This window comes from Pseudomonas sp., assembly GCF_028293835.1.
Classification (GTDB): Bacteria; Pseudomonadota; Gammaproteobacteria; order Pseudomonadales; family Pseudomonadaceae; genus Aquipseudomonas.
The window spans coordinates 114,086-139,172 of record NZ_JAQGNX010000170.1; the positions used below are offsets into that span (position 1 = coordinate 114,086).

The 25,087-nt window shown below is 56.7% G+C and carries 19 protein-coding genes; 5 read left to right on the top strand and 14 right to left on the bottom strand.

Translation table 11 applies throughout. From position 1 onward, the window contains the following. Positions 1–58: 58 nt before the first annotated feature. From JWR17_RS23080 to JWR17_RS23095, 4 genes are all read right to left on the bottom strand, one after another. Positions 59–1,717: a bifunctional protein-serine/threonine kinase/phosphatase gene (locus JWR17_RS23080; protein ID WP_299835194.1), complete on the bottom strand. Its 1,659-nt coding sequence runs from the start codon at positions 1,715–1,717 to the stop codon at positions 59–61. Between the two features lie 8 nt (positions 1,718–1,725). After that, a complete protein-coding gene (locus JWR17_RS23085; protein WP_299835196.1) occupies positions 1,726–2,937 on the bottom strand; it encodes a nitrate/nitrite transporter in 1,212 nt (403 codons plus the stop codon). Positions 2,938–3,276: 339 nt separating this feature from the next. After that, on the bottom strand, positions 3,277–3,852 hold the full coding sequence (locus tag JWR17_RS23090; protein ID WP_299835198.1) for an ANTAR domain-containing protein: 576 nt from the start codon (positions 3,850–3,852) through the stop codon (positions 3,277–3,279). A gap of 14 nt (positions 3,853–3,866) precedes the next feature. Then, positions 3,867–5,078: a CmpA/NrtA family ABC transporter substrate-binding protein gene (locus JWR17_RS23095; RefSeq protein WP_299835200.1), complete on the bottom strand. Its 1,212-nt coding sequence runs from the start codon at positions 5,076–5,078 to the stop codon at positions 3,867–3,869. Between the two features lie 153 nt (positions 5,079–5,231). Here JWR17_RS23095 and JWR17_RS23100 point away from each other — a divergent pair, with 153 nt between their 5' ends. Further along, positions 5,232–6,257 carry a quinone-dependent dihydroorotate dehydrogenase gene (locus JWR17_RS23100; RefSeq protein ID WP_299835345.1) on the top strand — a complete coding sequence of 342 codons (1,026 nt, stop codon included), beginning with the start codon at positions 5,232–5,234 and terminating at the stop codon, positions 6,255–6,257. Between the two features lie 124 nt (positions 6,258–6,381). On the opposite strand, the gene JWR17_RS23105 is transcribed toward JWR17_RS23100, so the two are convergent. Then, complete coding sequence (locus tag JWR17_RS23105; protein WP_080290409.1) at positions 6,382–6,597, bottom strand: ribosome modulation factor; 216 nt, start codon at positions 6,595–6,597, stop codon at positions 6,382–6,384. A gap of 625 nt (positions 6,598–7,222) precedes the next feature. Here JWR17_RS23105 and rlmKL point away from each other — a divergent pair. Continuing rightward, positions 7,223–9,499, top strand: coding sequence for a bifunctional 23S rRNA (guanine(2069)-N(7))-methyltransferase RlmK/23S rRNA (guanine(2445)-N(2))-methyltransferase RlmL (gene rlmKL, locus JWR17_RS23110; RefSeq protein WP_299835202.1), 2,277 nt, complete (start codon positions 7,223–7,225; stop codon positions 9,497–9,499). Between the two features lie 136 nt (positions 9,500–9,635). Beyond that, positions 9,636–11,996 (top strand): diguanylate cyclase, encoded by a 2,361-nt coding sequence (locus tag JWR17_RS23115; protein ID WP_299835204.1) that lies wholly within the window; start codon positions 9,636–9,638, stop codon positions 11,994–11,996. A 46-nt stretch (positions 11,997–12,042) separates the two neighbouring features. Here JWR17_RS23115 and dacB read toward each other — a convergent pair whose 3' ends face one another. Beyond that, positions 12,043–13,515 carry a D-alanyl-D-alanine carboxypeptidase/D-alanyl-D-alanine-endopeptidase gene (gene dacB / locus JWR17_RS23120; protein WP_299835206.1) on the bottom strand — a complete coding sequence of 491 codons (1,473 nt, stop codon included), beginning with the start codon at positions 13,513–13,515 and terminating at the stop codon, positions 12,043–12,045. 343 nt (positions 13,516–13,858) lie between these two features. Between dacB and JWR17_RS23125 the strand changes: the two genes are divergently transcribed. After that, entirely contained in the window at positions 13,859–14,203 is a 345-nt protein-coding gene (locus tag JWR17_RS23125; RefSeq protein WP_297831703.1) for a YggL family protein, read from the top strand. A gap of 168 nt (positions 14,204–14,371) precedes the next feature. Here JWR17_RS23125 and JWR17_RS23130 read toward each other — a convergent pair whose 3' ends face one another. The 8 genes from JWR17_RS23130 to JWR17_RS23165 form a co-directional block, all read right to left on the bottom strand. Then, positions 14,372–17,983 (bottom strand): transporter substrate-binding domain-containing protein, encoded by a 3,612-nt coding sequence (locus JWR17_RS23130; protein WP_299835348.1) that lies wholly within the window; start codon positions 17,981–17,983, stop codon positions 14,372–14,374. Between the two features lie 50 nt (positions 17,984–18,033). Beyond that, positions 18,034–18,660 (bottom strand): response regulator transcription factor, encoded by a 627-nt coding sequence (locus JWR17_RS23135; RefSeq protein ID WP_299835208.1) that lies wholly within the window; start codon positions 18,658–18,660, stop codon positions 18,034–18,036. 318 nt (positions 18,661–18,978) lie between these two features. After that, positions 18,979–19,392, bottom strand: coding sequence for a response regulator (locus tag JWR17_RS23140; RefSeq protein WP_299835210.1), 414 nt, complete (start codon positions 19,390–19,392; stop codon positions 18,979–18,981). Positions 19,393–19,731: 339 nt separating this feature from the next. Next, positions 19,732–21,063, bottom strand: a complete 1,332-nt coding sequence (locus JWR17_RS23145) for a deoxyguanosinetriphosphate triphosphohydrolase (protein ID WP_299835212.1) — start codon at positions 21,061–21,063, stop codon at positions 19,732–19,734. 80 nt (positions 21,064–21,143) lie between these two features. Continuing rightward, a complete protein-coding gene (locus JWR17_RS23150; RefSeq protein WP_299835214.1) occupies positions 21,144–22,307 on the bottom strand; it encodes an EAL domain-containing protein in 1,164 nt (387 codons plus the stop codon). 118 nt (positions 22,308–22,425) lie between these two features. After that, a complete protein-coding gene (locus JWR17_RS23155; RefSeq protein WP_299835216.1) occupies positions 22,426–22,764 on the bottom strand; it encodes a hypothetical protein in 339 nt (112 codons plus the stop codon). Next, positions 22,761–23,153, bottom strand: coding sequence for a phage holin family protein (locus JWR17_RS23160; RefSeq protein ID WP_299835218.1), 393 nt, complete (start codon positions 23,151–23,153; stop codon positions 22,761–22,763). Before JWR17_RS23160 ends, JWR17_RS23155 begins: the two co-directional genes overlap by 4 nt. A gap of 5 nt (positions 23,154–23,158) precedes the next feature. Further along, on the bottom strand, positions 23,159–23,473 hold the full coding sequence (locus tag JWR17_RS23165; RefSeq protein WP_299835220.1) for a YqjD family protein: 315 nt from the start codon (positions 23,471–23,473) through the stop codon (positions 23,159–23,161). 356 nt (positions 23,474–23,829) lie between these two features. Between JWR17_RS23165 and JWR17_RS23170 the strand changes: the two genes are divergently transcribed. Next, positions 23,830–25,038: an ammonium transporter gene (locus JWR17_RS23170; RefSeq protein ID WP_299835222.1), complete on the top strand. Its 1,209-nt coding sequence runs from the start codon at positions 23,830–23,832 to the stop codon at positions 25,036–25,038. Positions 25,039–25,087: the final 49 nt, after the last annotated feature.

Consider the following 25,087-nt stretch of genomic DNA (forward strand, 5'->3'; position numbering starts at 1 on the left):
GGCGAAGCGGCGTATCCGACACCGTCAAAGGCTCGCCAACACGTTGGTTCCTACAGATCTAACGGTGTAGCACCCAAACCATGACCACCAGATTCACCAACAAAGACACCAGCGCCACGGTTCGCCATACCTTCAGCGGTTCTCGCTCCAGCAGTGGGCGGGGTTTGGTTTTGAGGGTGTTGCGTTCGCCATGTTCAAGGCTGAGCAACCATTCTTCAGCCGTTTCATAACGTTTGGCGGGGTCGGCCTGTAGCGCTTTGCTCAGCACCTGCTCCAGCCAATCCGGAACGTCTGGTCGATAGCGGCTGGCCGGTACGGCGTTGCCAAAGCGTGGGTGTTGAAAGGCTTCGATTTCGCCGTAGGGATAATGCCCCGTCAGCAGGAAAAACAGGGTCACTCCTGCGCTGTACAAATCCTGTTGCGCGCTGGGGAGTGCGCCTCCGAACGCCTCGGGGGCGATGAAGCTTGGCGTTCCCGGCAGGTCATTCGCGCTGTCGGCTGACAAGCCGGGGCAGTAAGCCAGGCCGAAATCCAGCACCCGCAGTTTGCCGTTGTCATCCAGCAGCAGGTTTTCCGGTTTGATGTCGCGGTGCACAATGTTGCGGCGATGCAGCAAGCCCACGGCGCGCAGTAGGTGTGTCGCAATGCCTTGCCACTGAACCAATGGCAACGGACCGCTTTGCTTGAAGGCCTCGGCCAATGTCTGGCCGGGGTGTTCCCGCATCAGGTAATACAAATGCTGACGCTCGGTGGCGGCATGAACCTCCGGAAAATAACGCCCGGCGACCCGACGTAGAAACCATTCCTCCAGCAATAAGTTCTGTTGCCCATGCGCCTCAGCATGACGGCTCGTGGGCAGGGTCTTCAGCAGCCAGGATTGTTGTGATCGATCACGTACCCGGTACAGCAGCGACTGTCGCGACTGCCCAAGCAACGTTTCCACCTGCCAGCCTTCGAACAACTGGCCGGGTTTCAGGGCCGGTGGTAATGGCCATTGTTGTAGCTGGGCCAAGGTGTCACCGAGGTTGTCTTGGCCCAGCCGGTCTACCTGAATCACCAGCGCGCTGGCGTTGTCTCGGCTACCCGCCAGGTGTGCAGCCTTGACCAGGGTTTGCACGGCACTGTCCAGGTCGTCTTGTTCACGCAAAATCGAGGCGATGCTGGCATCGCCCAACGTCGCCCAGACGCCATCACTGAGCAGCAGCCAGCGTTCGCCCTCGCGCAGTTCGCCGTCGAGGTAATCCATGACCAAATATTGATCCAGCCCCAACGCGCGCTTTAGCACGTGCTGCATTTCCGGCTGCTCCCAGACGTGGTCCTCGCTGACCCGCTGCAGCGCTCCGGCGTGCCAGCGATACACCCGACAATCGCCAACATGGGCCAGGGTAAAACGACGTCCGCGAACCACCAGGGCGCTCAACGTGGTGAGCAACCCGTTGGCCAACAGCCAGCGATTCTGCGCCAATAACAAGCGGTCCAGGGATTGCGCGACGCCCCAGGTTTCCGGCGTTGCGTAGTAATCAAGGGCCAGGGCCTGCAAGGTCGAACGCGCCGCCAGTCCGCCGTCGAGGCAGTGGCTGACGCCGTCAGCCAAGGCGAACAAATAACCTTTGCTCGCAGCCAGCCCGGGCATCGGTGTCACCTGACGGCTCGCGTCCTGATTCTCGGCGCGGGGGCCGTTGGCGCTAAAGTGGGCGAAGCTCAGTTGCAGGCTCATCGACCGATTTATACCCGAGCAGCAGTCACAGCGGCCGAGCCCCAGGTGGTTCTCCAGCGACGTTTGACGTTATGCAGACCAAACCAGGCCAAGACCCCAAGGCTGGCAAACAACCACAAGCCCATTTGATAGCCGCCGGTATTCTGCTTGATCGCACCCAGACCGGCTGCCAATAGAAATCCGCCGACGCCGCCAGCCATGCCGATCAGTCCGGTCATGACACCGATTTCCTGACGAAAACGCTGTGGCACCAGTTGGAAGACTGCGCCGTTGCCTGCGCCAAGACCGAGCATGGCTGCCACAAACAGCGCCAGCGCCGCCCAGGAGCTTGGTAAGTTGAAACCCACCGCCGCGATGCAGACAGCCGCTACCGCGTACATGCCGGACAAGGTACGAATGCCGCCAAAGCGGTCAGCCAGGGCGCCACCCAAGGGGCGCATCATGCTGCCGCCGAACACGCAGGCTGCGGTGTAATAGCCGGCGGTGACCGGGCTCAATCCGTATTGGTCGTTGAAGTAGCCGGGCAGGGCGCTGGCCAGACCAATGAAGCCGCCAAACGTCATGCTGTAGAAGAACATGAACCACCAGGTGTCGCGGTCGCCCAAGGCTTTTGAATAGTCAGCCAGGGATTTGGCCTTTGCCCGCTGGGGGGAATTGCGCGCCATCAGGCTGAAGGCGATCAGCACCAGTACCAGTGGGATCAGGGCGAAGCCAAACACGTTGGTCCAGCCAAATGCCATGGCCAGTGCCGGAGCGATCAACGCAGCGAACACGGTGCCCGAGTTACCGGCACCGGCGATGCCCATGGCTTTGCCCTGGTGCTCTGGCGGATACCATTGCGAGGCTAAGGGCAACGCGACCGAGAACGAGGCACCGGCCATGCCGAGGAAGATGCCAAGTATCAACGCTTGTTCGTAGCTGTGAATGCCAAGCTGCCAAGCCGCGGACAGGGCGCCGATCACAATGACCTGGCCTATGATTCCAGCGGTTTTCGGTGACAGCTTGTCGGCCAGCAGACCCATCAGTACCCGCAAAAAGGCGCCCGCCAGAATCGGCGTGGCGACCATCAAGCCTCGCTGTTGGGTGGTCAGGTGCAAGTCGGCAGAGATTTGTACCGACATTGGGCCGAGCAGGTACCAGACCATGAAGCTCAGGTCGAAATACAAAAAGGCTGCGAACAGCGTCGGTTTGTGGCCGGCCTTCCAGAAGCTTGCATTCATAGAGCACCCCACCTGCATATTCTGCACATTTAGAAACAGCCCAAACGCAAAAACGCCGCAACCCCATTCGCCTGAGCGAGAAGGGTGTGCGACGTCTTTGTCGTGTACGGGGTAACCGCCTTTGGCTACCGGTGCAATGCTATAAGCAAGTACCGCGCCACAACTACAAATCCTTTAGGAACGGGCTTGCTTGTGATCGGCTGCGAAGCAGTCGCGGAATGGGCGTCGCAATTTTTCTGGAGTGGTACCGCTTTGAACGTTTGGGACCGCTTCGCGATCCATGGCGAGCAAGCCGACTCTTAGTTCAATAGAAATTTCAATCACTTACAGGGCTTATCTCTACCCCAATAATTCACTCATAGCAATGATTTGCTCCGCCACCTGGATCAGTTTCTGCTGGCGGCTCATGGCTTGCCGGCGCATCAGGGTGTAGGCCTCGTCCTCTTTGCAGTTTTTCATTTTCATCAGCAGACCCTTGGCCAATTCGATGCGTTTGCGTTCGGCCAATTGTTGATCCCGTGCCTGTAATTGGGCACGAAGTTCCTGGTCGCTCTCAAACCGTGCCATTGCGACGTCCAGAATCGGTTGCAGCCGCTGGGCGAGAATGCCCTCGACGATGTAGGCGCTGACCCCGGACTTTATCGCTTGGCGCATGACCAGTGGGTCATGCTCATCGGTGAACATTACGATGGGCCGTGGTTGATCGCGGCTGACCAGCACCACTTGCTCCATCACGTCGCGGCCGGGGGATTCGGTGTCAATCAGAATCACATCAGGCTGAACCGCCTCGACCCGTGCCGGAAGGTCGATAATCAGCCCGGATTCGTCAATGACCTCGAAACCGGCTTCCATCAGGGCCGCTTTGAGCCGACCGACTTTCTTCGGCGTGTCGTTGATCAACAGGATACGCAGCATATTCGCAGGCTCCTTCAGCGACTGAGACGAGAGGGGGAGGCGTCGGCCAAGGCGTGCAATTTAAAGCTGCGCGCATAGGCCGCCGGGTTGCTGCCGTCCCAGATTTTGCCGTCGATCAGCCGGCTGCTGCGCATGGCCGAGGCGGGCACGGAAATCCCGACAGCCTCGGCGGCCCGACCATAGAGTTCAAGCTGTTGGACCTGCCCGGCAATCGCCAGGTAATTCGGGTCTTCTCGCACTAGGCCCCAGCGGCGAAACTGGGTCATGAACCACATGCCGTCGGACAGGTAAGGCATGTTGACCTCTCCCGCACCGTGGAAGCGCACGGCATGTTGGTCTTGCCAGTGGTTGCCCAGGCCATCGCTGTAATCGCGCAGCAGGCGCGGTTCGATGCAGCCCACCGGGGTGTTCAAATAATCGCTGCCACTGAGCAGTTGCGCGGTACTGCGGCGGTTTTCGTCGTTTTGTTCAATAAACTTACTGGCTTCGAGCACCGCCATTACCAGTGCGCGGGCGGTGTTCGGGTTTTGCTCGACGAACTCCCGAGTGCAGCCCAGGACTTTTTCCGGGTGGTCGGGCCAGATCGCCTGGGAAGTCGCCAAGGTGAACCCCAGGCCTTGACTGACCGCACTGGCGCCCCAAGGCTCGCCAACGCAAAAGCCGTCGATACGCCCGGCCTGCAAGTGCGCAACCATTTGTGACGGTGGAACGACCACGCTGTCGACGTCGTTCAACGGGTGAATACCCTGACTCGCCAGCCAGTAATACAGCCACATAGCGTGATTGCCGGTGGGAAAGGTCTGGGCGAACGTCAGCTTGGTGCTGCTGTGTTGCACGAGTCGATCGAGGGCTTGTGGGTTGGTGACGTTGACATCTTGCAACGCTTTAGACAGGTTGATGCTTTGCCCGTTTTGATTCAGGCCCATCAACACCGCCATATCCACTGCGCCGGTTCCGCTGATGCCCAACTGCACGGCGTAGATCATTCCATACAGGCTGTGAGCCGCGTCCAGTTCGCCGCTAACCAGTTTGTCACGAAGATTGGCCCAGGAAGATTGGCGTTTTAAATTCAGAGTCAATCCATAAGGCTGGCCAAACCCTTGGGTGGCGGCCACCACCAGTGGCGCGCTATCGGTCAGGGCCATGAAGCCCAGATTAATGACATTTTTCTCCGGAGCATCACTGCCTCCGACCCAGTCCAGCGCATTGTTCGGTGAAATGATCATGAGCAGCTCTTTACTTATAAGGCGTCGGTAGGCGATGTCTATTCCAAACCTGGCGCGGGCGTCGGCAAAGATTACAGCATGTCTCGCCTCCAATGCCTCGGTCCGTCTATAATCGCCGCCCTGAATTCAGCCGCTTACGAGCCATGCCCGCCCATGTATAACCTGGCCCGCCAGTTATTGTTCAAACTTTCCCCGGAAACGTCCCATGACCTGTCGCTGGATCTCATCGGCGCGGGCGGGCGTTTGGGACTCAATGGCTTGTTGAGCAAGGCGCCTGCGCACTTGCCGGTCAAGGTCATGGGCCTGGATTTTCCGAATCCGGTCGGGTTGGCAGCGGGCCTGGACAAAAACGGTGCGGCCATTGATGGTTTTGCGCAGCTCGGTTTCGGTTTTGTTGAAGTCGGCACCGTGACCCCCAGGCCGCAACCGGGCAATCCGAAACCACGGATTTTCCGCTTGCCCCAGGCCGAGGCGATCATCAATCGCATGGGGTTCAACAACCTCGGCGTCGATCACTTGATCACCCGTGTGCAAGCATCGCGGTACAGCGGCATCCTGGGGATCAACATCGGCAAGAATTTCGACACGCCGGTGGAGCGGGCCGTGGACGACTACCTGATCTGCCTGGATAAGGTCTACGAACACGCCAGTTACGTGACGGTTAACGTCAGCTCGCCCAATACCCCAGGCCTGCGCAGCCTGCAATTTGGTGACTCGCTCAAGCAACTGCTGGAGGCGCTGCGTTTGCGCCAGGAAGACCTTGCGCAGAAATACGGTCGCCGTGTGCCGCTGGCGATCAAGATCGCACCGGACATGACCGATGAAGAAACCATTCAGGTCGCCGCTGCACTGATCGACTCGGGCATGGACGCGGTGATTGCTACCAACACCACGCTCAGCCGCAAGGGCGTCGAAGGCATGCCGCATGCCGACGAAGCGGGTGGCCTGTCGGGTGCACCGGTTCGGGAAAAGAGTACGCACACGGTCAAAGTGCTGGCCGGGGAATTGGCCGGGCGTTTGCCGATCATTGCTGCTGGTGGGATTACCGAGGGCAAGCACGCGGCGGAAAAAATCGCGGCGGGTGCAAGTTTGGTGCAGGTATATTCGGGCTTCATCTACAAAGGCCCTGGGCTGATCAGGCATTCGGTTGATGCCATCGCTGCAATGAATCGCAAATAAGCTTTTTGTTTCAAAAAAAGGGGCCCCTGAAAAGGAGCCCCTGGGCGCTAGCCCGCCGCCCGGATGGGGCGTGCATGTTTAATCGAATGTAGAACCTTTAAAAAGCTGGTCGGTGATTACCTGGTTAGCCGACCGCGTGAAGTTCGTTGAGTCTGTGGATGCCCGCAGTGCCGGTCATACCGTCCCAGTTGTCGCCGCGTCCTTCTCGCCAGCCATTGATCCAGGCTTGGCGCACCGACGGTAGAGTAAAGGGGCAAAGCTCACGGGATTTGCCATGAACACCAAATTGATATCCGCGTAAAAATGCTCTTTCCAACGGATCACGCTTAAGTCTTCTCATAGGGTGTTGCCCTCGTTTGTTGACTGTTATGTCCCTGGAGACCTCATGTCGAGGTCGGGCAGAATCTTCTGCCGTGAGTACCCGCTGCCGGCGTCGCGGGCTTCATGTTGTCGCCATTGCGGTAACAACCTGAGTGAAGTTCTAACCAATGCGCTGGACGCTGTGAATGATCAATTTGTCATAACGACGTCACAATTAGCGCGTTAAGGCCATAAGCAGCACAGGCATTTGGAGGGGTGTTTTTCCCACAACCCTCCTGAACCGAGGGTTTGGTTGAGAATGGAATCGATTTACTGAACCTAAAGATGGCTGAATGACGTCAACCGTTAATCGACGAAGGGTCATGGAATGTGACTTATTGTTGCAACTTTTTCGGTGATGCCGAAATCTCGTCGGGCTTGATAGCTGTGTGCCAGCTTGTTGGCAATATCAGCAGCACCACAGATACTCAGATGAACCGCGTCGCCTGCCTCGCCAACACGTTGGCTTCTACAGGCGACGTTTGTACTGTTGGACTGGCACACTCTGCGTGCCACGCAGGCGTTCTCCAAGAAAGGCGCCTGTTTAAAATCAGGTGGGGCAATGCGTTGCCCTGCCGCTGATCGCCTAAGGCGTTGGATTACCCATGTCGGACCGTTTTGAACTCTTCCTCACTTGCCCTAAGGGCCTTGAAGGCTTGCTCGCTGAGGAAGCCACTGGGCTTGGCCTTGAGGAAACCCGCGAACACACGTCAGCTATCCGTGGCTTGGCGGACATGGAAACCGCCTACCGGCTGTGCCTCTGGTCGCGCCTGGCCAACCGCGTGTTGCTGGTTATCAAGCGTTTCCCCATGAAAGACGCCGAGGACCTGTACCACGGCGTGCTCGATGTTGAATGGGAAGACCATCTGGACGCCGAAGGCAGCCTGGCAGTGGAGTTCAGCGGTAACGGTTCGGGTATCGACAACACCCACTTCGGTGCGCTGAAGGTCAAGGATGCAATCGTCGACAAGCTGCGTACCCCGTCAGGCTTGCGTCCTTCGGTGGACAAGCTTAATCCGGATTTGCGCGTGCATTTGCGCCTGGATCGCGGCGAAGCCATTTTGTCCCTTGATCTATCGGGCCACAGCTTGCACCAGCGCGGTTACCGTCTGCAGCAGGGGGCCGCGCCGCTGAAAGAAAACCTCGCAGCCGCGATTTTGGTGCGGTCCGGCTGGCCGCGCATCGCCGCCCAGGGTGGGGCACTGACCGACCCTATGTGTGGCGTCGGTACGTTCCTGGTTGAAGGCGCAATGATGGCGGCGGACATCGCGCCAAACCTTAAGCGTGAGCGTTGGGGCTTCTCTGCCTGGCTGGGACACATCCCGGCGATCTGGAAAAAGCTGCATGATGAAGCGCAGGCCCGAGCCGATATCGGTCTGGCCAAGCCACCATTGTGGGTGCGCGGTTATGAAGCCGACCCACGCCTGATCCAGCCTGCGCGCAACAACATTGAGCGTGCGGGTTTGAGTGAGTGGATCAAGGTCTATCAAGGGGAAGTCGCGACGTTTGAACCGCGTCCAGACCAGAATCAGAAAGGCCTGGTCATTTGTAACCCTCCGTACGGGGAGCGTCTGGGCGACGAAGCAAGCTTGCTTTATCTCTACCAGAACCTCGGCGAGCGTTTGCGTCAGGCATGCTTGAACTGGGAAGCCGCGGTGTTCACCGGCGCACCTGACCTGGGCAAGCGCATGGGTATCCGCAGCCACAAGCAATATGCATTCTGGAACGGTGCGTTACCCTGCAAACTGCTGTTGATCAAGGTATTGCCTGATCAATTCGTCACTGGCGAGCGCCGTACCGCTGAGCAGCGTCAAGTGGAGCGTGAGCAGGTTGAAGCGCAAGCTGCCGAATCAACCGAAGTCGAAGCACCGGGCAAATATGAGAAGTACAACAAAAACGGTAATCCGATCAAAACGCCTGAGCCGGTCGTCGAGCTGGCGCGCCTGAGCGAAGGCGGGCAGATGTTCGCTAACCGTCTGCAGAAGAATCTCAAATTGCTGGGCAAATGGGTGCGCCGCGAGGGCATCGACTGTTATCGCGTCTACGATGCCGATATGCCGGAATATTCCCTCGCCATCGACCTGTATCACGACTGGGTTCACGTCCAGGAATACGCGGCGCCCAAGTCCATCGACCCGGAAAAAGCCTCGGCCCGCTTGTTCGATGCATTGGCAGCCATCCCTCAGGCGCTAAACATTGATAAGAGTCGTGTCGTGATCAAGCGTCGCGAACGCCAGAGCGGCACCAAACAGTACGAGCGTCAAAGCGCCCAGGGTCAGTTTCGCGAAGTCAGTGAAGGCGGCGTCAAGTTGCTGGTCAACCTGACTGACTACCTGGACACCGGCCTGTTCCTCGATCATCGCCCGATGCGCATGCGTATCCAGCGCGAAGCGGCTGGCAAGCGGTTCCTCAATCTGTACAGCTACACGGGCACCGCAAGCGTGCATGCCGCCAAAGGTGGCGCTCGCACTACCACCAGTGTCGACCTGTCGAAGACCTATCTGGACTGGGCGCGGCGTAACCTGTCACTTAACGGCTTCTCGGATAAAAATCGCCTGGAGCAGGGTGATGTCATGGCCTGGCTGGATGCCTGCCGCGACGAATACGACTTGATCTTCATCGATCCGCCGACGTTCTCCAACTCCAAGCGCATGGAAGGCATCTTCGATGTGCAGCGAGACCAGGTGCAGTTGCTGGATCTGGCCATGGCGCGTTTGGCCCCGGGCGGCGTGTTGTACTTTTCCAACAACTTCCGCAAATTCCAGTTGGATGAGAATTTGAGCGAGCGTTATGCGATCGAGGAAATCACCGCACAAACGGTAGATCCGGATTTTGCCCGCAATACCAGGATTCACCGCGCCTGGCGCATTACTGCACGCTGAAATGGAGCCGTGTCTACACCTGTCTGAATTAGTCAGGTGTAGACACGAGTATGACTGGTCAAATTAGTGGCAAATAGCTATAACGGAGTTATTGCCACGGTGACGCTGAAACACACTGGCGTTATGAGTTTTATTGATGCCCTCCAACAGCCCTCAATCCAAGATTCCCGACACGATCAACGAGAATGCTCGCGCATGGCTCGCTGCCGTCGTGGCTTTCGGTGCGGGCGCTGTGCTGACCACCGTATTGGTGATGTCCAGCAACCAGCGCCATGAGCGTCAAGTGCAACTGCGCTTCAATATGTTGGCGGACGAGCGCCTCAGCCGTGTTCAGGAACGCCTCGACGATCAGGTCCAGCGGCTGGATGGCCTGCGACGGTTTTTTGTTTACTCCGATGAAGTCCTGCGCTCCGAATTCGACGGTTATGCTGCGCCGCTGTTGGTGTTGACCCAGGCTTATTCCTGGGCGCCGAAAGTCGCAGGGGCCGAGCGGGGGCGGTTTGAACAGCACGCGCGGGACGAGGGGTTGAGCGGTTATACCGTTCGCGAGATCGACACGGCGACCGGCGGGCTAAAGACCGCTGCCGAGCGTTCTGAGTATTTCCCGGTGCTTTTCACTCAGTCACGCAGCACGCAACCGCTGCCGCTGGGTTTTGACCTCAGCTCCGAGTCCATTCGCGACGCCACGCTGAAGCGAGCAACTCAAACGGGAAGCATGGCGGTGTCCACCAGGATGACGCTTGTAGGGATCGAGCCCGATATCGCCAGCGGAGTGCTGCTGGTCGCTCCGGTGCTGCATCCAGCGAGCAACAGCGACAGCCAGAATCAAGCCCTGTCTGGCTATGTCATGGCAGTGATTAGCTTCAGCAGATTGATGTCTGACGGCCTGCCCGGTGAGATCAGCGATAACCTTGCGTTGCAGTTGTTCGATGCTTCTTCGCCTGGGGTTCCAGACCTGCTGTATCAGTCGAGCAATACCGCCGCCCACAGCCATCTGCGGCTGATTGCGCGAGTGAGCCTGGCTGATCGGGAATACAGCCTGGTCATCCGTCCGGCCGCCGCGTTTCTGGTGGCCAATCAGTCGGTGGCGAGCGTGGTGGTGATGGGCGGCTTATTCAGCCTGATCCTCAGTGCGCTGTTGTATAGCCTGGTCAGCAGGCGTCAGCGGGCGTTGAAACTGGTTGAGCTGCGCACCATCGAGTTGCGTAGCGTGCTGGATGCCACGACTCAAGTAGCGATTATTGCCACCGATCTGACCGGCACCATCAGTACCTTCAATGCGGGTGCCCAGCAGATGCTCGGCTATAACGGCGATGAAGTGTTGGGACAACTGGCCCTAAGGGACTTGCATCTATTGGCTGAGTTGCAAACCCATGGTCGTTATTTAAGCCGGCGTTATGGCCGCGATGTCGCCGTTGCCGAAGTGATGTTGTTTGAGGCGCTGGAAGAGGGCGGTCATCCCACTCGGGAATGGACGTTTGTACGTAAAGACGGCAGTTCATTGATGGTTAATATGCTAGTGACCGCCGTGCGCAACGATCAGGACCAGTGGACAGGTTTTCTGGTCATTTGCATTGATGTGACGGAGGGCAAGCGCGTCCATGAGGCGTTGGCCGCGCGTGACTTGATGCTGGAAAAACTCAGCGCGCAGGTTCCGGGCGGTATCTATCAATATCAAGTGAATAGCGATGGCAGTTCGTGGTTTAACTACACCAACTCCGGGATGTGGAGGATTTACGAACTGTCTCAAGAGTCAATGCAAGGCGAAACCCAAGCGGTATTGAATCGGATTCACTCAGAGGACCGGGACCGAATTATAAAATCCATCGACTTTTCTGCTCAGAATTTGACTCATTGGTGCGAGGAATACCGTGTCGAATTACCGCGCCAGGGCCTTCGCTGGTTGCGAGGTGAAGCCACGCCGGAGCGACTGATCGATGGCGGGGTGCTGTGGCATGGCTTTGTTTCTGATATCTCGGATTTGAAACGGGTTGAAGAAGAGTTGCGCGGCCTGTCGGTAACGGACGTGCTAACGGGTGTTTATAACCGCCGCTTTTTTCAGGAGCGGCTTAAAGCGGAATTGTCTCGTGCACAACGGCACGGCGGCGCGTTGTCCGTGATCATGCTGGACATTGATCATTTCAAGCGTATCAACGATCAATTCGGTCACGCAGCAGGCGACCAGGCGTTGCAGGGGTTGTGTCAGCGTATCAACCAGCGTTTACGTCGCGATGACGTGTTCTGCAGGCTCGGTGGCGAAGAGTTCATGGTGTTGTGCCCGGATACCAATGGCGAAAACGCTTACACCTTGGCGGTGGAGCTGTGGGACGCCTTACGTCGCGAACCTATTGATGGCGTAGGCGCCGTCAGCGCCAGCTTCGGTATTGCCAGTTGGCGCACTGGCGAAAGTGAAGATGCGTTGCTGCTACGGGCGGATTCTGGGGTTTATGGGGCAAAACAGAGCGGGCGTGATCGGGTGATGCCGGAGCTGCCGTGAGGCAGTTCCCACAGAAAATATGCAGCCCCCGGGTGCGATCTGCCGTTCATCGAGGCTGTTGCAGTGAAATCGAGGTCGTCGGCAGTTTCGGTTGGCGATACAGGTCGAGCAGCACTTCATCCAGCACTGAAGCTGTGCCGCCCACGTTGGTACCGTTGAGGATGGCTACCACTACCCAGGTGTTGCCATTGCTATCGCGGCTGAAGCCTGCGATGGCACGTACGGTGTTCAAGGTGCCCGTTTTAACGTGAGCTTCACCACGCATTTGGGTGGTCTTCAGGCGTTTGCGCATGGTGCCGTCAACCCCGGCCAGCGGCAGGGAACTGATGTATTCCGCGGCGTAAGGGCTTTGCCAGGCAGATTGCAGCATCTGCGCCATTTCTCGGGCGCTGACCCGTTCGGCGCGGGACAGGCCAGAGCCGTTCTCCATCACTAAATGCGTGGCGATAATGCCTTTTTTGGCCAGCCACTGGCGAATCACACGCTGCGCTGACTTGGCGTCGTCACCATCGGCATCGCTACGAAATTTTGCGCCCAGGCTTAGGAACAGCTGCTGAGCCATGGTGTTGTTGCTGAATTTGTTGATGTCGCGAATGATCTCTGCCAAATCGGGGGAAAAGGCTTTAGCCAATAACTTCGCGTTGCTTGGTACCGCCTCTTCGCGGTCCTTGCCCAGAATCGTGCCGCCCAGTTCTTGCCAGATTGCGCGAACTGCCCCTGCGGTGTAGGTCGGATGGTCCAGCAACGACAGGTAGGTCTGTGAGCTGCAGCCCTGTCCCAACTGGCCGCTGATGACCACGGAGATACTGCCGTCCACTTGGGGGGTTGGGGTGTACCGGACCTCGCCATCGCATTTGTCCGACGCCAATGCCTTGACCTGATTATCAAGATGGATACTGGCAATCGGTGGTTCGACGGCGACTACAACTCTGCCACTGTCATTGCGTGCGATAAAGCGCAGCGCCTTGAGGTTCACCATCAGAGCATCTGGTTTGACCAGGAACGGCGCGTTTTCGTCGTTGCCGTCGTCATTGAACTCCGGCAACAACGGTCGAATGAAATGACTGCGGTCCAACACCAGATCGCCGGTGACTTGCAATACCCCGTTGGAGCGCAGGTCACGCATCAGCAGCCAGAGCTTTTCCATATTCAGCTTGGGATCACCGCCGCCCTTAAGGTAAAGGTTGCCGTGCAGCACACCGTTGCTGACGGTGCCGTCGGTGTAGAACTCCGTTTTCCATTGATGATTGGGTCCGAGCATTTCCAACGCGGCGTAGGTGGTGACCAGTTTCATGGTCGATGCCGGGTTGACCGAGACATCAGCGTTATAAACAGTGGCAATGCCAGGGCCGGTAAGCGGCAGTACGACGAGGGAGAGGGCGTCGCTGCGCAGCTTGGCAGCCTGCATGGCTTGTTGAACTTTGGGCGGTAACGAGGTGTTGATGGGGGCTGCGGAGACAGGCATTGCCAGCGGGAAAAAAAGGCTGGCGAATAACAAAGGGCGTAAAGATTTGATCATTGAAGTAGGACCCTACTGCTGCGAAGGGGAAAAATGTGAGGGCATGGATGGATTCCCTCGTTAATAGTGACAAATGCCGACATCAAAACGGCCATTCAACACGCTGATGCGCTGACGAACAAGGTGTCAGCGAGTATGAATCGCGTCAGAATTGAGCGGCATTATGCCCCAACCGCAGGTGACTTGGCCCGGCTCCGAAGCTCCCAGGCTGGAATTTTTTATCGATGGGCGGTTATATTTCGGTTTTGTGCCCGTTGGTACAGACAAACATGGGTGCCGGTACGGGCATTTTATGGGCCAAGCTGGTAAAGTGCCGCCCGTTATTACTTATGAGGATTGTTCCATGGCCACTAACCGCTCCCAGCGTCTGCGCAAAAAACTCTGCGTCGATGAATTCCAAGAGGTTGGTTTCGAACTCAACCTGGACTTCAAACAAGACCTGGATGATGACGCTATTGACGCCTTCCTCGATGCCTTCCTGACCGAAGCCATGGATGCCAACAACCTGAACTACGTTGGCGGTGAAGATTTTGGTCTTGTCTGCTTGAAAAAGCGCGGCTCGGTCAACGAAGAGCAGCGTGCAGTTGTTGAAGGCTGGCTTAAAGCCCGAAGCGAACTGACAGAAGTGACTGTCAGCCCGTTGATCGACGTCTGGTATCCGGAAAAGCCGATCAATCCGGTTGCTTGATGTAGCTTGATACAAAAATAGCAGGCTCCAGGGCCTGCTTTTTTTTGGGCGCGCGCAACGCTTACGCCCTGATTCATCCCGTCGATATGCCCCTGACCTTCCCTTCATCAACAACCGGTTTTTATCGATAGCCACGATTTGTTGCGGCTGTAGACGCCGGGATTGGAATCACTTGAATAATGGCCCGTCCTTGCTTGCTTGCTGCAGGCGAAGCGCTTGCTCCAGTTCTTTCATTGCGGCGTCAATGGCGCGTCGAAGTGTGTCGATAACCTCGACTGAGGCTGCTTCGAGGCAGGCTTGTTCCAGCGCTTCACATTGGGTAATGACATTACATGCCTGGATGATTTGAGCGGCACCTTTGATCTTGTGCGCCAAGTCACCCAGTCGCTTGAGATCGTTGCTCACGATTGCTTCAAGTTCTATACGGTCCTCCTGGCTGCTAGCGAGCAATTGCGTGAGTAGACGTGTAACCAATTCCGGTTTGCCCCCCGTCAGGGCGTTAACGCCATCTACACTGAACACCGCCAGGCTAACGGCGGGTGGCGGTTCAGACGCTTCGCCCGATTCAACCGTGGCCAGCGTTTCAGCCAAGGCATTAAGGCCTATGGGTTTGAACAGGCACGTGTTCATTCCGGCATCACGGCAGCGCTGATACTCTTCCGGTTGCGCATTTGCCGTGAAACCGAAGATGGAGCAGGGTGATAGCGAGTGGCTATGTTCATGTGCGCGAATTGCACGGCTCAGATCGTAGCCATTCATAACCGGCATGTTGCAATCGGCCAAGACCAGGTCGAATGGCTGGTCCAGCCAAAGCTGCAAGGCCTGCGCACCGTTTTCAGCGGACTGGAAGTGGTGGCCGAGGAAGCCAAGCTGTTGACCCATTAACAATCGATTGGCCGGATGGTCATCGGCGATCAAAACCTTCAACGGCCCGAGGCCTTCAGCTAACGTTTCGCTGTGTTGCGCAATAATACTGAGCGGCTCGAGGGTGGTCAGTGTCAGTGCAATCATCACCTGCGTGCCTTGGCCTGGCTGACTGCTCAGGCTCAACTGTCCGCCCATCATTTCACACAGGTTTCGGCAGATGACCAGGCCAAGTCCAGCGCCACTTCTGGCCAACTGGCCGGAATTGTCGGCTTGAGCGAAAGGCTCGAACAAGCGTTGCTGATCATCCTCGCTGATGCCGATCCCGCTGTCTTGAACGTGCAATTGCACACGTAATTGCAGCGGATCGGGACTGTCCTCGACGATCAAGCTGATCTTGACCTGGCCATGCTCGGTAAATTTGATGGCGTTGCTTAGTAGGTTGGACAAAACCTGCTTGAAACGTAAAGGGTCGAGCAGGACGTCGACATTAATACGGCTGTCTAGATCAAGCAGCAGGATCAAGTTTTTCTGTCGCGCAAGGCCGTCAAAAACGCGGACCACGGACTCAATAAGTGCTCGAAGATTGGTTCGTTCCGGGGATAGGCTGAGGCGACCGGATTCGATGCGGGCGATGTCGAGAATGTCACCGATCAGCTCAAGCAGATCTCGGGCCGAACTATAAGCGACTTCAATGGCGGGCCGGTCGAGATGACCTTGATCGGCGTGCTTGAGCGCTAGTTCGAGCATGCCGATAACTGCATTCATCGGGGTGCGAATTTCATGGCTCATGGTGGCCAGGAAGGTACTTTTAGCGCGGCTGGCCTCATCGGCGCGGTCCTTGGCGCCGCGTAGTTGCTCCAGAAGTTCGCGTCGTTCGCTGATGTCGATCCAGCCACCGATGATGCCTTGTACCTCGCCCAGCGAATCGCGAAAAGGAAGAATCCAATGGTAAATGGTCAGGTGGCGATCACCGATCTGTAGCTCCCGATCACCAATCTGCGAAGTGCCCTGGGCCATGACACGCTCGTAATCAGCCGCGAACTCGCGCGCCTCGGACACGTTATCCAGCACCCCGTCAGCTACGCTTTTGCCAATAACCTGTTCTCGGGTAACGGCAAAAGCAGCTATATAACTGTCGTTACAGGTTTGCAGCAGTCCATCACAATCACGTACATAGATGGGGTGGGGTGTGCCGTTGAGTAAGGTGCGCATGAATTCAAACTGGTCATTCAATGCACGCTCGGTCAGCTCACGTTGTTTAATCTGCCGGCGCATATAGGCGTTCCACGCCAGGGAGCCCAACAGCAGCAAACCGGTGCCCATGACGATTTGCGAAATCAGTTCATGGTAATTACGCCAGTACCCCCCGCTAGGCGGCACATAGGCACGCCAGCGGTTATTGATTACCGCGAGGTCTTCTGGGGCAATGCTTGAAAGCGCCTTGTCGAGAATCGAACTCAGCTCGGTGGCATCCCGAGCTGTGGCAATGGAAATACGGGCCTGATCGTCGCCAACGGTGGCGCTCATTCGCAACTGGTCTTCGAACAGTTGCGATGACAGAAAGTAATTGGCGCTAGGAAGCGACACGATGGCACCCTGCGCTTGTTGCTGGGCAAGCACATCCAGCGCCTGAAACGGATTGTCTGTTTCTACCAGCTCAATACCGGGGTGCTCGCGTCGAATGAAAGCTAGAGTCGGGCTGTTTCGGGTGACCGCGAGACGCTTGCCATCGAGTTCGTCCAGCTGGCTCGGACTCGAGGGCTCCTGACGGGTAACCAGAACAAACGAGGTGTCCAGATAAGGACGGCTGAAACTGAAGCGTGCCTCCCGTTCCTCACTCGGAATCATCGTGCCGATTACGTCGGCGTGACCTTCACTGACCTGCTTCATCATGTCGGCCATGCTCGGTTCGCGTCTGACCTCGAAGTTCAAGCCAGTACGTAGGCGTATCAGGTCGAACACGTCTGCGGTAATTCCGCGAAAATTGCCGCTGGCGTCCAGAAAGGTCAGTGGCGCATAGGCCTCGTTCATCACCACGCGCACCACCGGATGTTGCGCTACCCAGCGTTCCTCGCGCTGAGTAAGTTGCAGTTTCTGGTCAGTGAGAAGCAAGTCGCTACCAGCGCTCCAGCGTTTGGAGATGTCCACTCGTTCGGAGATGGGTATTGCTTTCAGCGCTTTGTTGACTATGTCCAGTAATTCGACGTCATCGTTACGCATGGCAAAACTGAAGCCGTCAGCTTCATGTTTACCAAAATTGGCCATCTGCACATTGTTTAGATAGCCCTTGTTGATCAGATAGTGGGTGGAAATCGTGTCGCCCAGAAAGACATCGGCCTGATTGAAGGCCACCGCGTTAATCGCGCTTTGAAACGACGGATAGGTTTGAAGAAGAGCATCGGGGTAAAGCGCTTCGACTTCTTCACGGGGCAGATAGTGATAAACCATGCTCACCCGCATACCCGCCAGACCATCGGTAAGCGCGCGGGTTTCTCCGGTCCGGGTGACCAGCACCGGTTGATCTACGGCATAGGGCAGGGACAACGTGATGTTCTTGCCTTGTGCCTCGAACCCGTTGGCGCTGCCCAGCAAGTCGATTTGCCCCTCGGTCAGGGCTTCAATCGCCGCTTCCCTTGATTCGAAGCGCAGCACCTTGATGGGCATATCCAGGGCGTGGCTGAGAATGCCGGCATAGTCTGCTGTGAATCCTTCGTAGTCGTGACCGGTGAGGGTCATGTCGAACGGCGGGTAATCCGGGGCTGAGGTGCCCAGCCTGAGTTCACGCTTGTTTTGCAGCCACTGCCATTGCGACCTGTCCAGCCGGGTGTCCATGTGGCTGGGACTGGACCGGCTGAGCAAGGTGTAGTTTTGTGACGCAAGGTCTGCTGCCTGCACACTGATGCTCAGGCACATGCCTGCAGTCAGCTTTAGATAATCCATTAAGCGCGTCGACATCCGGCCTCTCACACTAGCGCGTTGCGTTTTGCCAGCTCGATAAGTTCTACCAAGGTTTTTGCCTTGAGCTTTTGCATCAGGCGTGTTTTGTAGGTGCTGACGGTCTTGTTGCTGAGAAACATACCCTTGGCAATTTCCTTATTGGTCCGGCCTTGAGCAAACAACTGCAATACCATTAATTCACGATCATTGACCAATTTAAATAATTCGATTTCGGACGGTGGGCCCTCTTGGCGAGAAGCAGGGCTCAGGGCTTGGCTCGGAAAGTAATTGTAGCCCGATAATACCGCTCTTACCGAACTGAGCAGCTCACTCAAATCTTCCTGTTTGCACACATAACCGGCCGCTCCGGACTGCATACAGCGTATAGCGAAAAGATTCGGCGTCTGGGCCGTTAATATAAGAATTTTCGAGGGTAGGTTCATAGCGTTGAAGCGAGCCAGTACCTCCAGGCCGTCAAGCTTGGGGATGCTGATATCAAGGATGATCAGGTCAGGCATGCATTCGCGGACCATTTGCATGGCGTCGACGCCATTATCCGTTTCGCCAACGACCTCATAATTTTCGTTTTCCAATAACATCCGCACCGCGAGGCGAATAACGGGGTGATCGTCGATGATAAAAACGGTGTTCATAATTCAGTTCCATACACGTAGAGAATAATGCGCGCACCTTAGCTCAGAAGCTTGGGTTGGCACATGAACCTGCGGGGCCGCTAAGTGGATATAGGAAGTTTCCTACAAAAATTAACGTATTTCCGTACGTAAGTGTTCAGAAATCCACGGCTGATGTTTAATCTTGAGCGCCCATATTGTGTGGAATCGACAGGAAATCACAGTCGCTTTATAGCGTTTCGGAATATTCCTACATGCAATTAGGTATTAACTTACTTTGCGATTATGTTTATTAACGTGCGTCGGCTCTATGAAATGTTTAATCGCCGTTTATTGAGTTTATAAGGCTTGCGGGGAGGCGGGCTCGACGCTGGTTAGCAGCAGCTCGACCAGCGCCTGAACCCGTAGAGGCTTGCTCAAGCAGCCCAGCAGGGGCAGGCACAGTAGTTCGGCCTGCTGTTGTAGCTCCAGCAGGTGATCGTCACTTAGGCCACTGAGGATCACTGCACGGTCAATCAAGCGGCGCTGGCTGGTCAGGCCAATCAATTCCAATCCCGTCAGGTCAGGCAGGCATTGGTCGCACAGCAAGAGGTCGAACGGCTCTATGGCATTTTCCAGGGCTAGCATTGCCTCGGCAGCGCTCAGCGCCGGGGTCAATAGGTAATAGCCGTGATTGTTAAGCAGTATTTGCGTAGCGATAAGCTGAAAAGGGTGGTCTTCCACCAAGAGGATTCGCAGGGTGTTTTTTGGCATCTGGGTATTCCGGGCTAAAGCGATGGCGCGATACGCGCAAGTCCGACCGGTAGGGGCCAGAAAACAGGTCCGATTATTCGGCAGCCGAGCTTCACGGGCGATAGGAAATTTCCGAGCTGTGTGTAGTCCCCGTCCCTAATTGCAATGAGAGGACGTGTAAATACAGGCAAGTCGCCGCAAGAGCCACGTAATGTTGGCGCTACATCTCGTCTTTCATTCCCAGGGTTGCATCGGGTCGTTGTACCGATCCGGATTCATCGTCGTGCTGGGATCCAGATGCGCCAACACGTCGGCTCCGTCAGAGGATCTGCGGAGCGTCCGATACCTCTGTCGACAGGGTTAAACCGAGCTCGAACGGCCGGTCATTTCGCCTGCCATCTCACTGGCATAGCTATCAGTCATACCCGCGATAAAGTCGATCATGCGCAGGAACGAGGTATGCAGCGGCCAATGTGGGTCCGGGGCGTTATTACCCAGGAGGTCGAGAATGCGGCGATGCTTGAACGACGGCGTGCGTCCGCCGAATTGCTCAAGCGCGGCCCCACAAAACGCGTTGAGCAAAACCTCAAGGGTGGTGTAGGCGCCGATCTCATGCAGAGTTTTACGTTTGTCCTGGAAGATTTTTTTGCGCGCCATGTCCTTCGCGTCCAGAACGCAACGCTTGGCGGGACCGTGCATGTGTTCCACCAGATCGCCAGTCAGGGTGCCCGCCAGCAACGCGTCCTGTTGCTCGACGAATGCACGTGCAGCGGCATTGGTCAGGTGTTCGATGGCTTTGCCGCGCAGGATGGCCAGCTTGCGCCGACGTGAATCGGTGGGGCCCAACTGTCGATAGGTTTCCGGAATGTCATCGCCGACCAGACCCAGCAGCAAGGATTCCACCTCGGCGTACTCAAGCAAGTCCATTTCCAGACCGTCTTCGAGGTCAATCAAGGCGTAGCAGATGTCATCGGCTGCCTCCATCAGGTACACCAAGGGATGACGTGCCCAACGTTGTTCTTCCAGTTGCGGAAGGCCGAGCTTATGGGCGATCTGCTCGAGGATTGGCAGCTCGCTCTGGTAGCAACCGAACTTGTGCTTCTTGTAGCCCAGCGAGTCCGCGTGCCGCGCAGTCCACGGGTATTTCAAATAGGTGCCAAGGGTTGCGTAGGTCAGGCGAGTGCCGCCGTCAAACTGGTGGTATTCCAGTTGCGTCAGCACTCGAAAGCCTTGAGCGTTGCCTTCGAAATTCAAAAAGTCGTTGCGCTCGACGTCGCTCATGGCGTCCAGCCAGCCACGTCCTGCCGCTTGCAGAAACCAATGCCGGATCGCGTCTTCGCCCGAGTGGCCAAACGGCGGATTGCCGATGTCGTGGGCCAGGCACGCCGACTGCACGACCATGCCCAAATCGCTCGGCTCGCACCAGTCGGGCAGGGCATCACGGATGGTTTCGCCCACCCTCATCCCTAAGGAGCGGCCGACGCAGCTGACTTCCAGCGAGTGGGTAAGACGGGTATGAATATGGTCGTTGCTGGTAACCGGATGCACCTGGGTCTTTCGTCCCAGCCTGCGAAAGGCGCCGGAGAAGATGATGCGATCATGATCTTTGTGAAAAGGGCTGCGCCCCAGCTCTTGCGGGCTGTGTATAGGTTTGCCAAGTCGTTCACGGTTAAGCAGGGTGTGCCAATCCAAGGCGTTTACTCCATCTGTTGAAGACGCCTAGCTTCCCGGTTCAGTCCTTCGGCTGCAAGTGCTGGATGGGCGACTCTGTATCACAATCCAGCGGCATCGATATCGATCAGCAGCAGGCGTTGACCATTGTCGAAAAACTGCCCGGCAGTCAGGCAATATTGGTTGCTGGTTGCGTCGCGATACGTATTGGACAAAGTCAGACGGCGGTCATCCCATCCTTCAGCCAGGAGTTGATAGAAATAGGGGCGCCACGACCAGTTATGGCCAAGGTAGCTGGAGTCAGCGTTCCAGGCTCCGTCACGCCACTCCAGATTGGGCGTCAGTTGAGTGCCGTGCCGGTCGCATTGATAAAAGCGCAGAAACCAGGGGTAGTCGTGCAGTTTTGGCAGGTCACAAAGGGGCGCGCTACTTTCTGCCCAAGCTTGAAGGAGGTTCATGAGCTTGCCCAACTGCTTGCGAAGGGTCATGAGTCGAGCACGCTCATCAACTTTTTTCAGCACGTAGCGGTCGCGCAACTCGGCGAAGCGTTGGACAAATGCGTCCGCAGGCGGGAAATCCAGCTCGCCTTTGGCAAACAAAAAACCCTGAACGTATCGCGAGCCACATTCCAGGGCAAAGTCTAGCTCGGCTTCGGTTTCGACACCTTCGGCAATAATCCAGCAGCCGGTTTTTTCCGCCATTTGCGCCAGGGCTTTGACCACGTCACTGCTGGGGCCACCGCGGGCGGCGGCCTGAAACAGGCGCATATCGAGTTTTAAAATGTCTGGCTGCAATGCCAGTACCCGTTCCAACTGGGAATAACCCGCACCGAAATCATCGATGGCGATGCGCGCGCCCGCTTCGCGATAACGCGCTACAACGCCGGCCAGTCGCTGAGTGTCACCCACCAGTTCAGTAATTTCGTAAACGATACGTTGTGGCGCCACTCCATGGCGCTGCAATTGCTTGAGGCTCGGTAAAGGTTGCGCCGGACGTAAACGACTGATCCAACGAGGGGAGATATTGAGGCTAAGAAACCAGTCAGCGGGGACTTCGTGCATCCGGCTAAGGGCGTTGTCGCGAATTGCCCGGTCCAGACGGCGGAGTATCGCAGGCGAGATTTTTGGGTCGGCGAACAACGGGCCGACGGATAGAAGCTGACCATCACTTTGGCGCAGGCGGCCCAGCGCCTCAACCCCGGCAATGCGACCTGTAGCGGTATCGATGAACGGCTGAAAGCAGGCTAGCGGTTGCCCATCGATCACGGAGCCTCCTTAGTAGAACCGGAATGAGTCTGCCGGGCAGGCAGGACTGCTCACTCCATGGCGAACCATAAAGTGAACAGTCAATAACGCTCTGCAAGAATGCAGCCAGATAGAATAATCAGGGTTTGCGCGGGGAGCCCTGTAATACCAGTTTTATCAACGGCATAAGGGTCGTCCCTAATTTGACCAGGCGCGAAACGCTATTGAGTCCGCCGGCTTTGGTACCTTTGCCGCCAAGAAAGCCGAGGAGGGTAACGATGCCCATGCCCCACAGCGGCGCATGCTTGATGCCCAGCGTACCTTGCCAGTCTTGGCTCATGCCGCGTACGCGCAGCAGCGGCTGCATCAATTGGCCGGTTTCATGGCGAATCTCTTGACGGTGCATCTCCATGCGCAGGCGGATCAATGCCTTGCGCAGCTCGCGGCGAGAGTTGGGTTGCGGTTCGGTCAGGCTCATGGCGCCAGTCGCTCCCGGTCTTTGGCCAGCTCTTCAAGTGTCGCGCTGAAGGGCGAGGATTCATCGAAAATTGCCGCCTTCAAACGCATCCCGCAGAACGCAGCCGCCAATATATAAAACAGGCAAAGGCCAATAATGCCCGCAAGCCTGTAGGTGTCCCATACCAGGATCAGCACCAGTGTCGATAAACCAATGAACAGCAGCAAGGCAAACACCAGCGACAGCCCGGCAAATAACAACAGGCTGACGGTACGCGACTTTTGCTCCTGCAATTCAATGCCGAATAGCTCGACATGACTGTGCAACAAGCCAAGGAACGCTGCTCCAAGGCGCCGAGGTGAAGACGTAGGGTCCGCAGCTGACGGACCTGACTCTGTGCCCAAGGCCATATCCGTTAGCGCCTGGTAGCCAGAAGGCCCAGCAGGAACCCTACGCCAGCCGCAATACCAACGGACTGCCATGGATTGCTCTGCACGTAGTCTTCGGTGGCTACTACCGCAGCCTTGCCGCGTTCTTTCAGGGATTCTTCGGTGAGTTTCAGTGTTTCCCGCGCTTTGAGCAGGCTTTCGTGAATCTGCCCCCTTAGCTCGTCGGCCTGATCTCCGGCCAGTGTTGCGGTATGGGCGAGCAGCTTTTCCGTGTCGCTGACCAATGTCTGAAAATCGGCCATCAGTATTTCCTGAGCGTTCTGCGCTGTAGTGCGGGCCATGGTTATCTCCGTTTAGTGGCTTGCGATCTTTCGAGTCTACCGGTTTGCTGAAGGTTCATTTCATCCGCCATTCCCGTGTAAACCTCACTTGGTATAGGTTTTGCTTCCAGATGGTGCGCCATGGAGGGTTGATGCGCTTAATAAGGGCGAAGGCGGTGGCGAACCTGTCGCAGACCTGTCGCTCACACTAAAAATCATTTAAAAAACCCCTGAACGGATTATCGCCACGCTTATTCGTCCGCGCCAAATAGATTCATGCCTGCAGCTTTCGAGTGGGGGTGGCTCTGTTTAGGGGCGTATTTTAAGAGGATGACCCGTTCTGGTGCTTTTAAGCATATTTGCAGGCCTGCCCATCGATGGAAAACTTGAACAGCGCTGTGGACCATTTAGTCCAAAGCTCCAACACCGTCTTTATATTACTCGGCGCCGTAATGGTTCTGGCCATGCACGCCGGTTTTGCATTCCTTGAGGTCGGTACGGTTCGCCATAAAAATCAGGTGAATGCGTTATCCAAGATTCTCAGCGATTTCGCCATGTCGACCCTCGCGTATTTCTTTATAGGCTACTGGATTTCCTACGGGGTGAATTTTCTTCAGCCTGCCGCAGTGATCAGTGCTGATCATGGGTACGGGTTGGTGAAGTTTTTCTTCTTGCTGACCTTTGCCGCAGCAATTCCCGCGATAATTTCCGGTGGCATTGCGGAGCGGGCTCGATTCGCGCCGCAGATGTGCGCAACCGTATTGATCGTGGCGTTCGTTTATCCGTTTTTTGAAGGTATTGTCTGGAACGGCAATTTTGGTCTGCAGACCTGGTTACTGACGCACTTTGGCGCCAGCTTCCACGACTTTGCCGGCTCGGTCGTGGTCCACGCCATGGGCGGCTGGCTGGCGCTGGCAGCAGTGCTGTTGCTGGGGCCGCGCGATGGTCGCTACCGGGATGGGCGGCTGGTTGCCTACCCGCCATCGAGTATCCCGTTTCTGGCGCTGGGGTCATGGATTTTGATCGTAGGTTGGTTCGGTTTTAACGTGATGAGTGCGCAGACCCTGGAAAACGTCAGCGGGCTGGTGGCGGTCAACTCATTGATGGCAATGGTGGGCGGAACGGTCGCAGCACTCGTCGTCGGTCGCAACGATCCTGGTTTTTTACACAACGGCCCGTTAGCCGGGCTAGTGGCGATTTGTGCCGGGTCGGATTTGATGCACCCCGTGGGCGCATTGGTCACTGGACTCATCGCCGGCGGGCTGTTCGTCTGGTGTTTTACGGCGGCGCAGGTACGTTGGAAAATCGACGACGTTCTTGGCGTCTGGCCTTTGCATGGGTTGTGCGGCGTCTGGGGTGGTGTAGCCTGCGGAATCTTTGGTCAAAGCGGGTTGGGCGGACTCGGTGGAGTCAGTCTTATCAGTCAGCTGATAGGCACCGCATCGGGCGTTGCAGTGGCCTTGCTTGGCGGTTTTGTGGTGTATGGCGCAATCAAGATGGTGACTGGACTGCGCTTGAGTCAAGAGGAAGAGTACTACGGTGCTGACCTGTCGATTCACAAGATCGGCTCGGTCAGTCAGGATTGAATCCGGTGCGGGATTGATCTCGACGCGTCAGGCCGCAGCGGCCTAAACT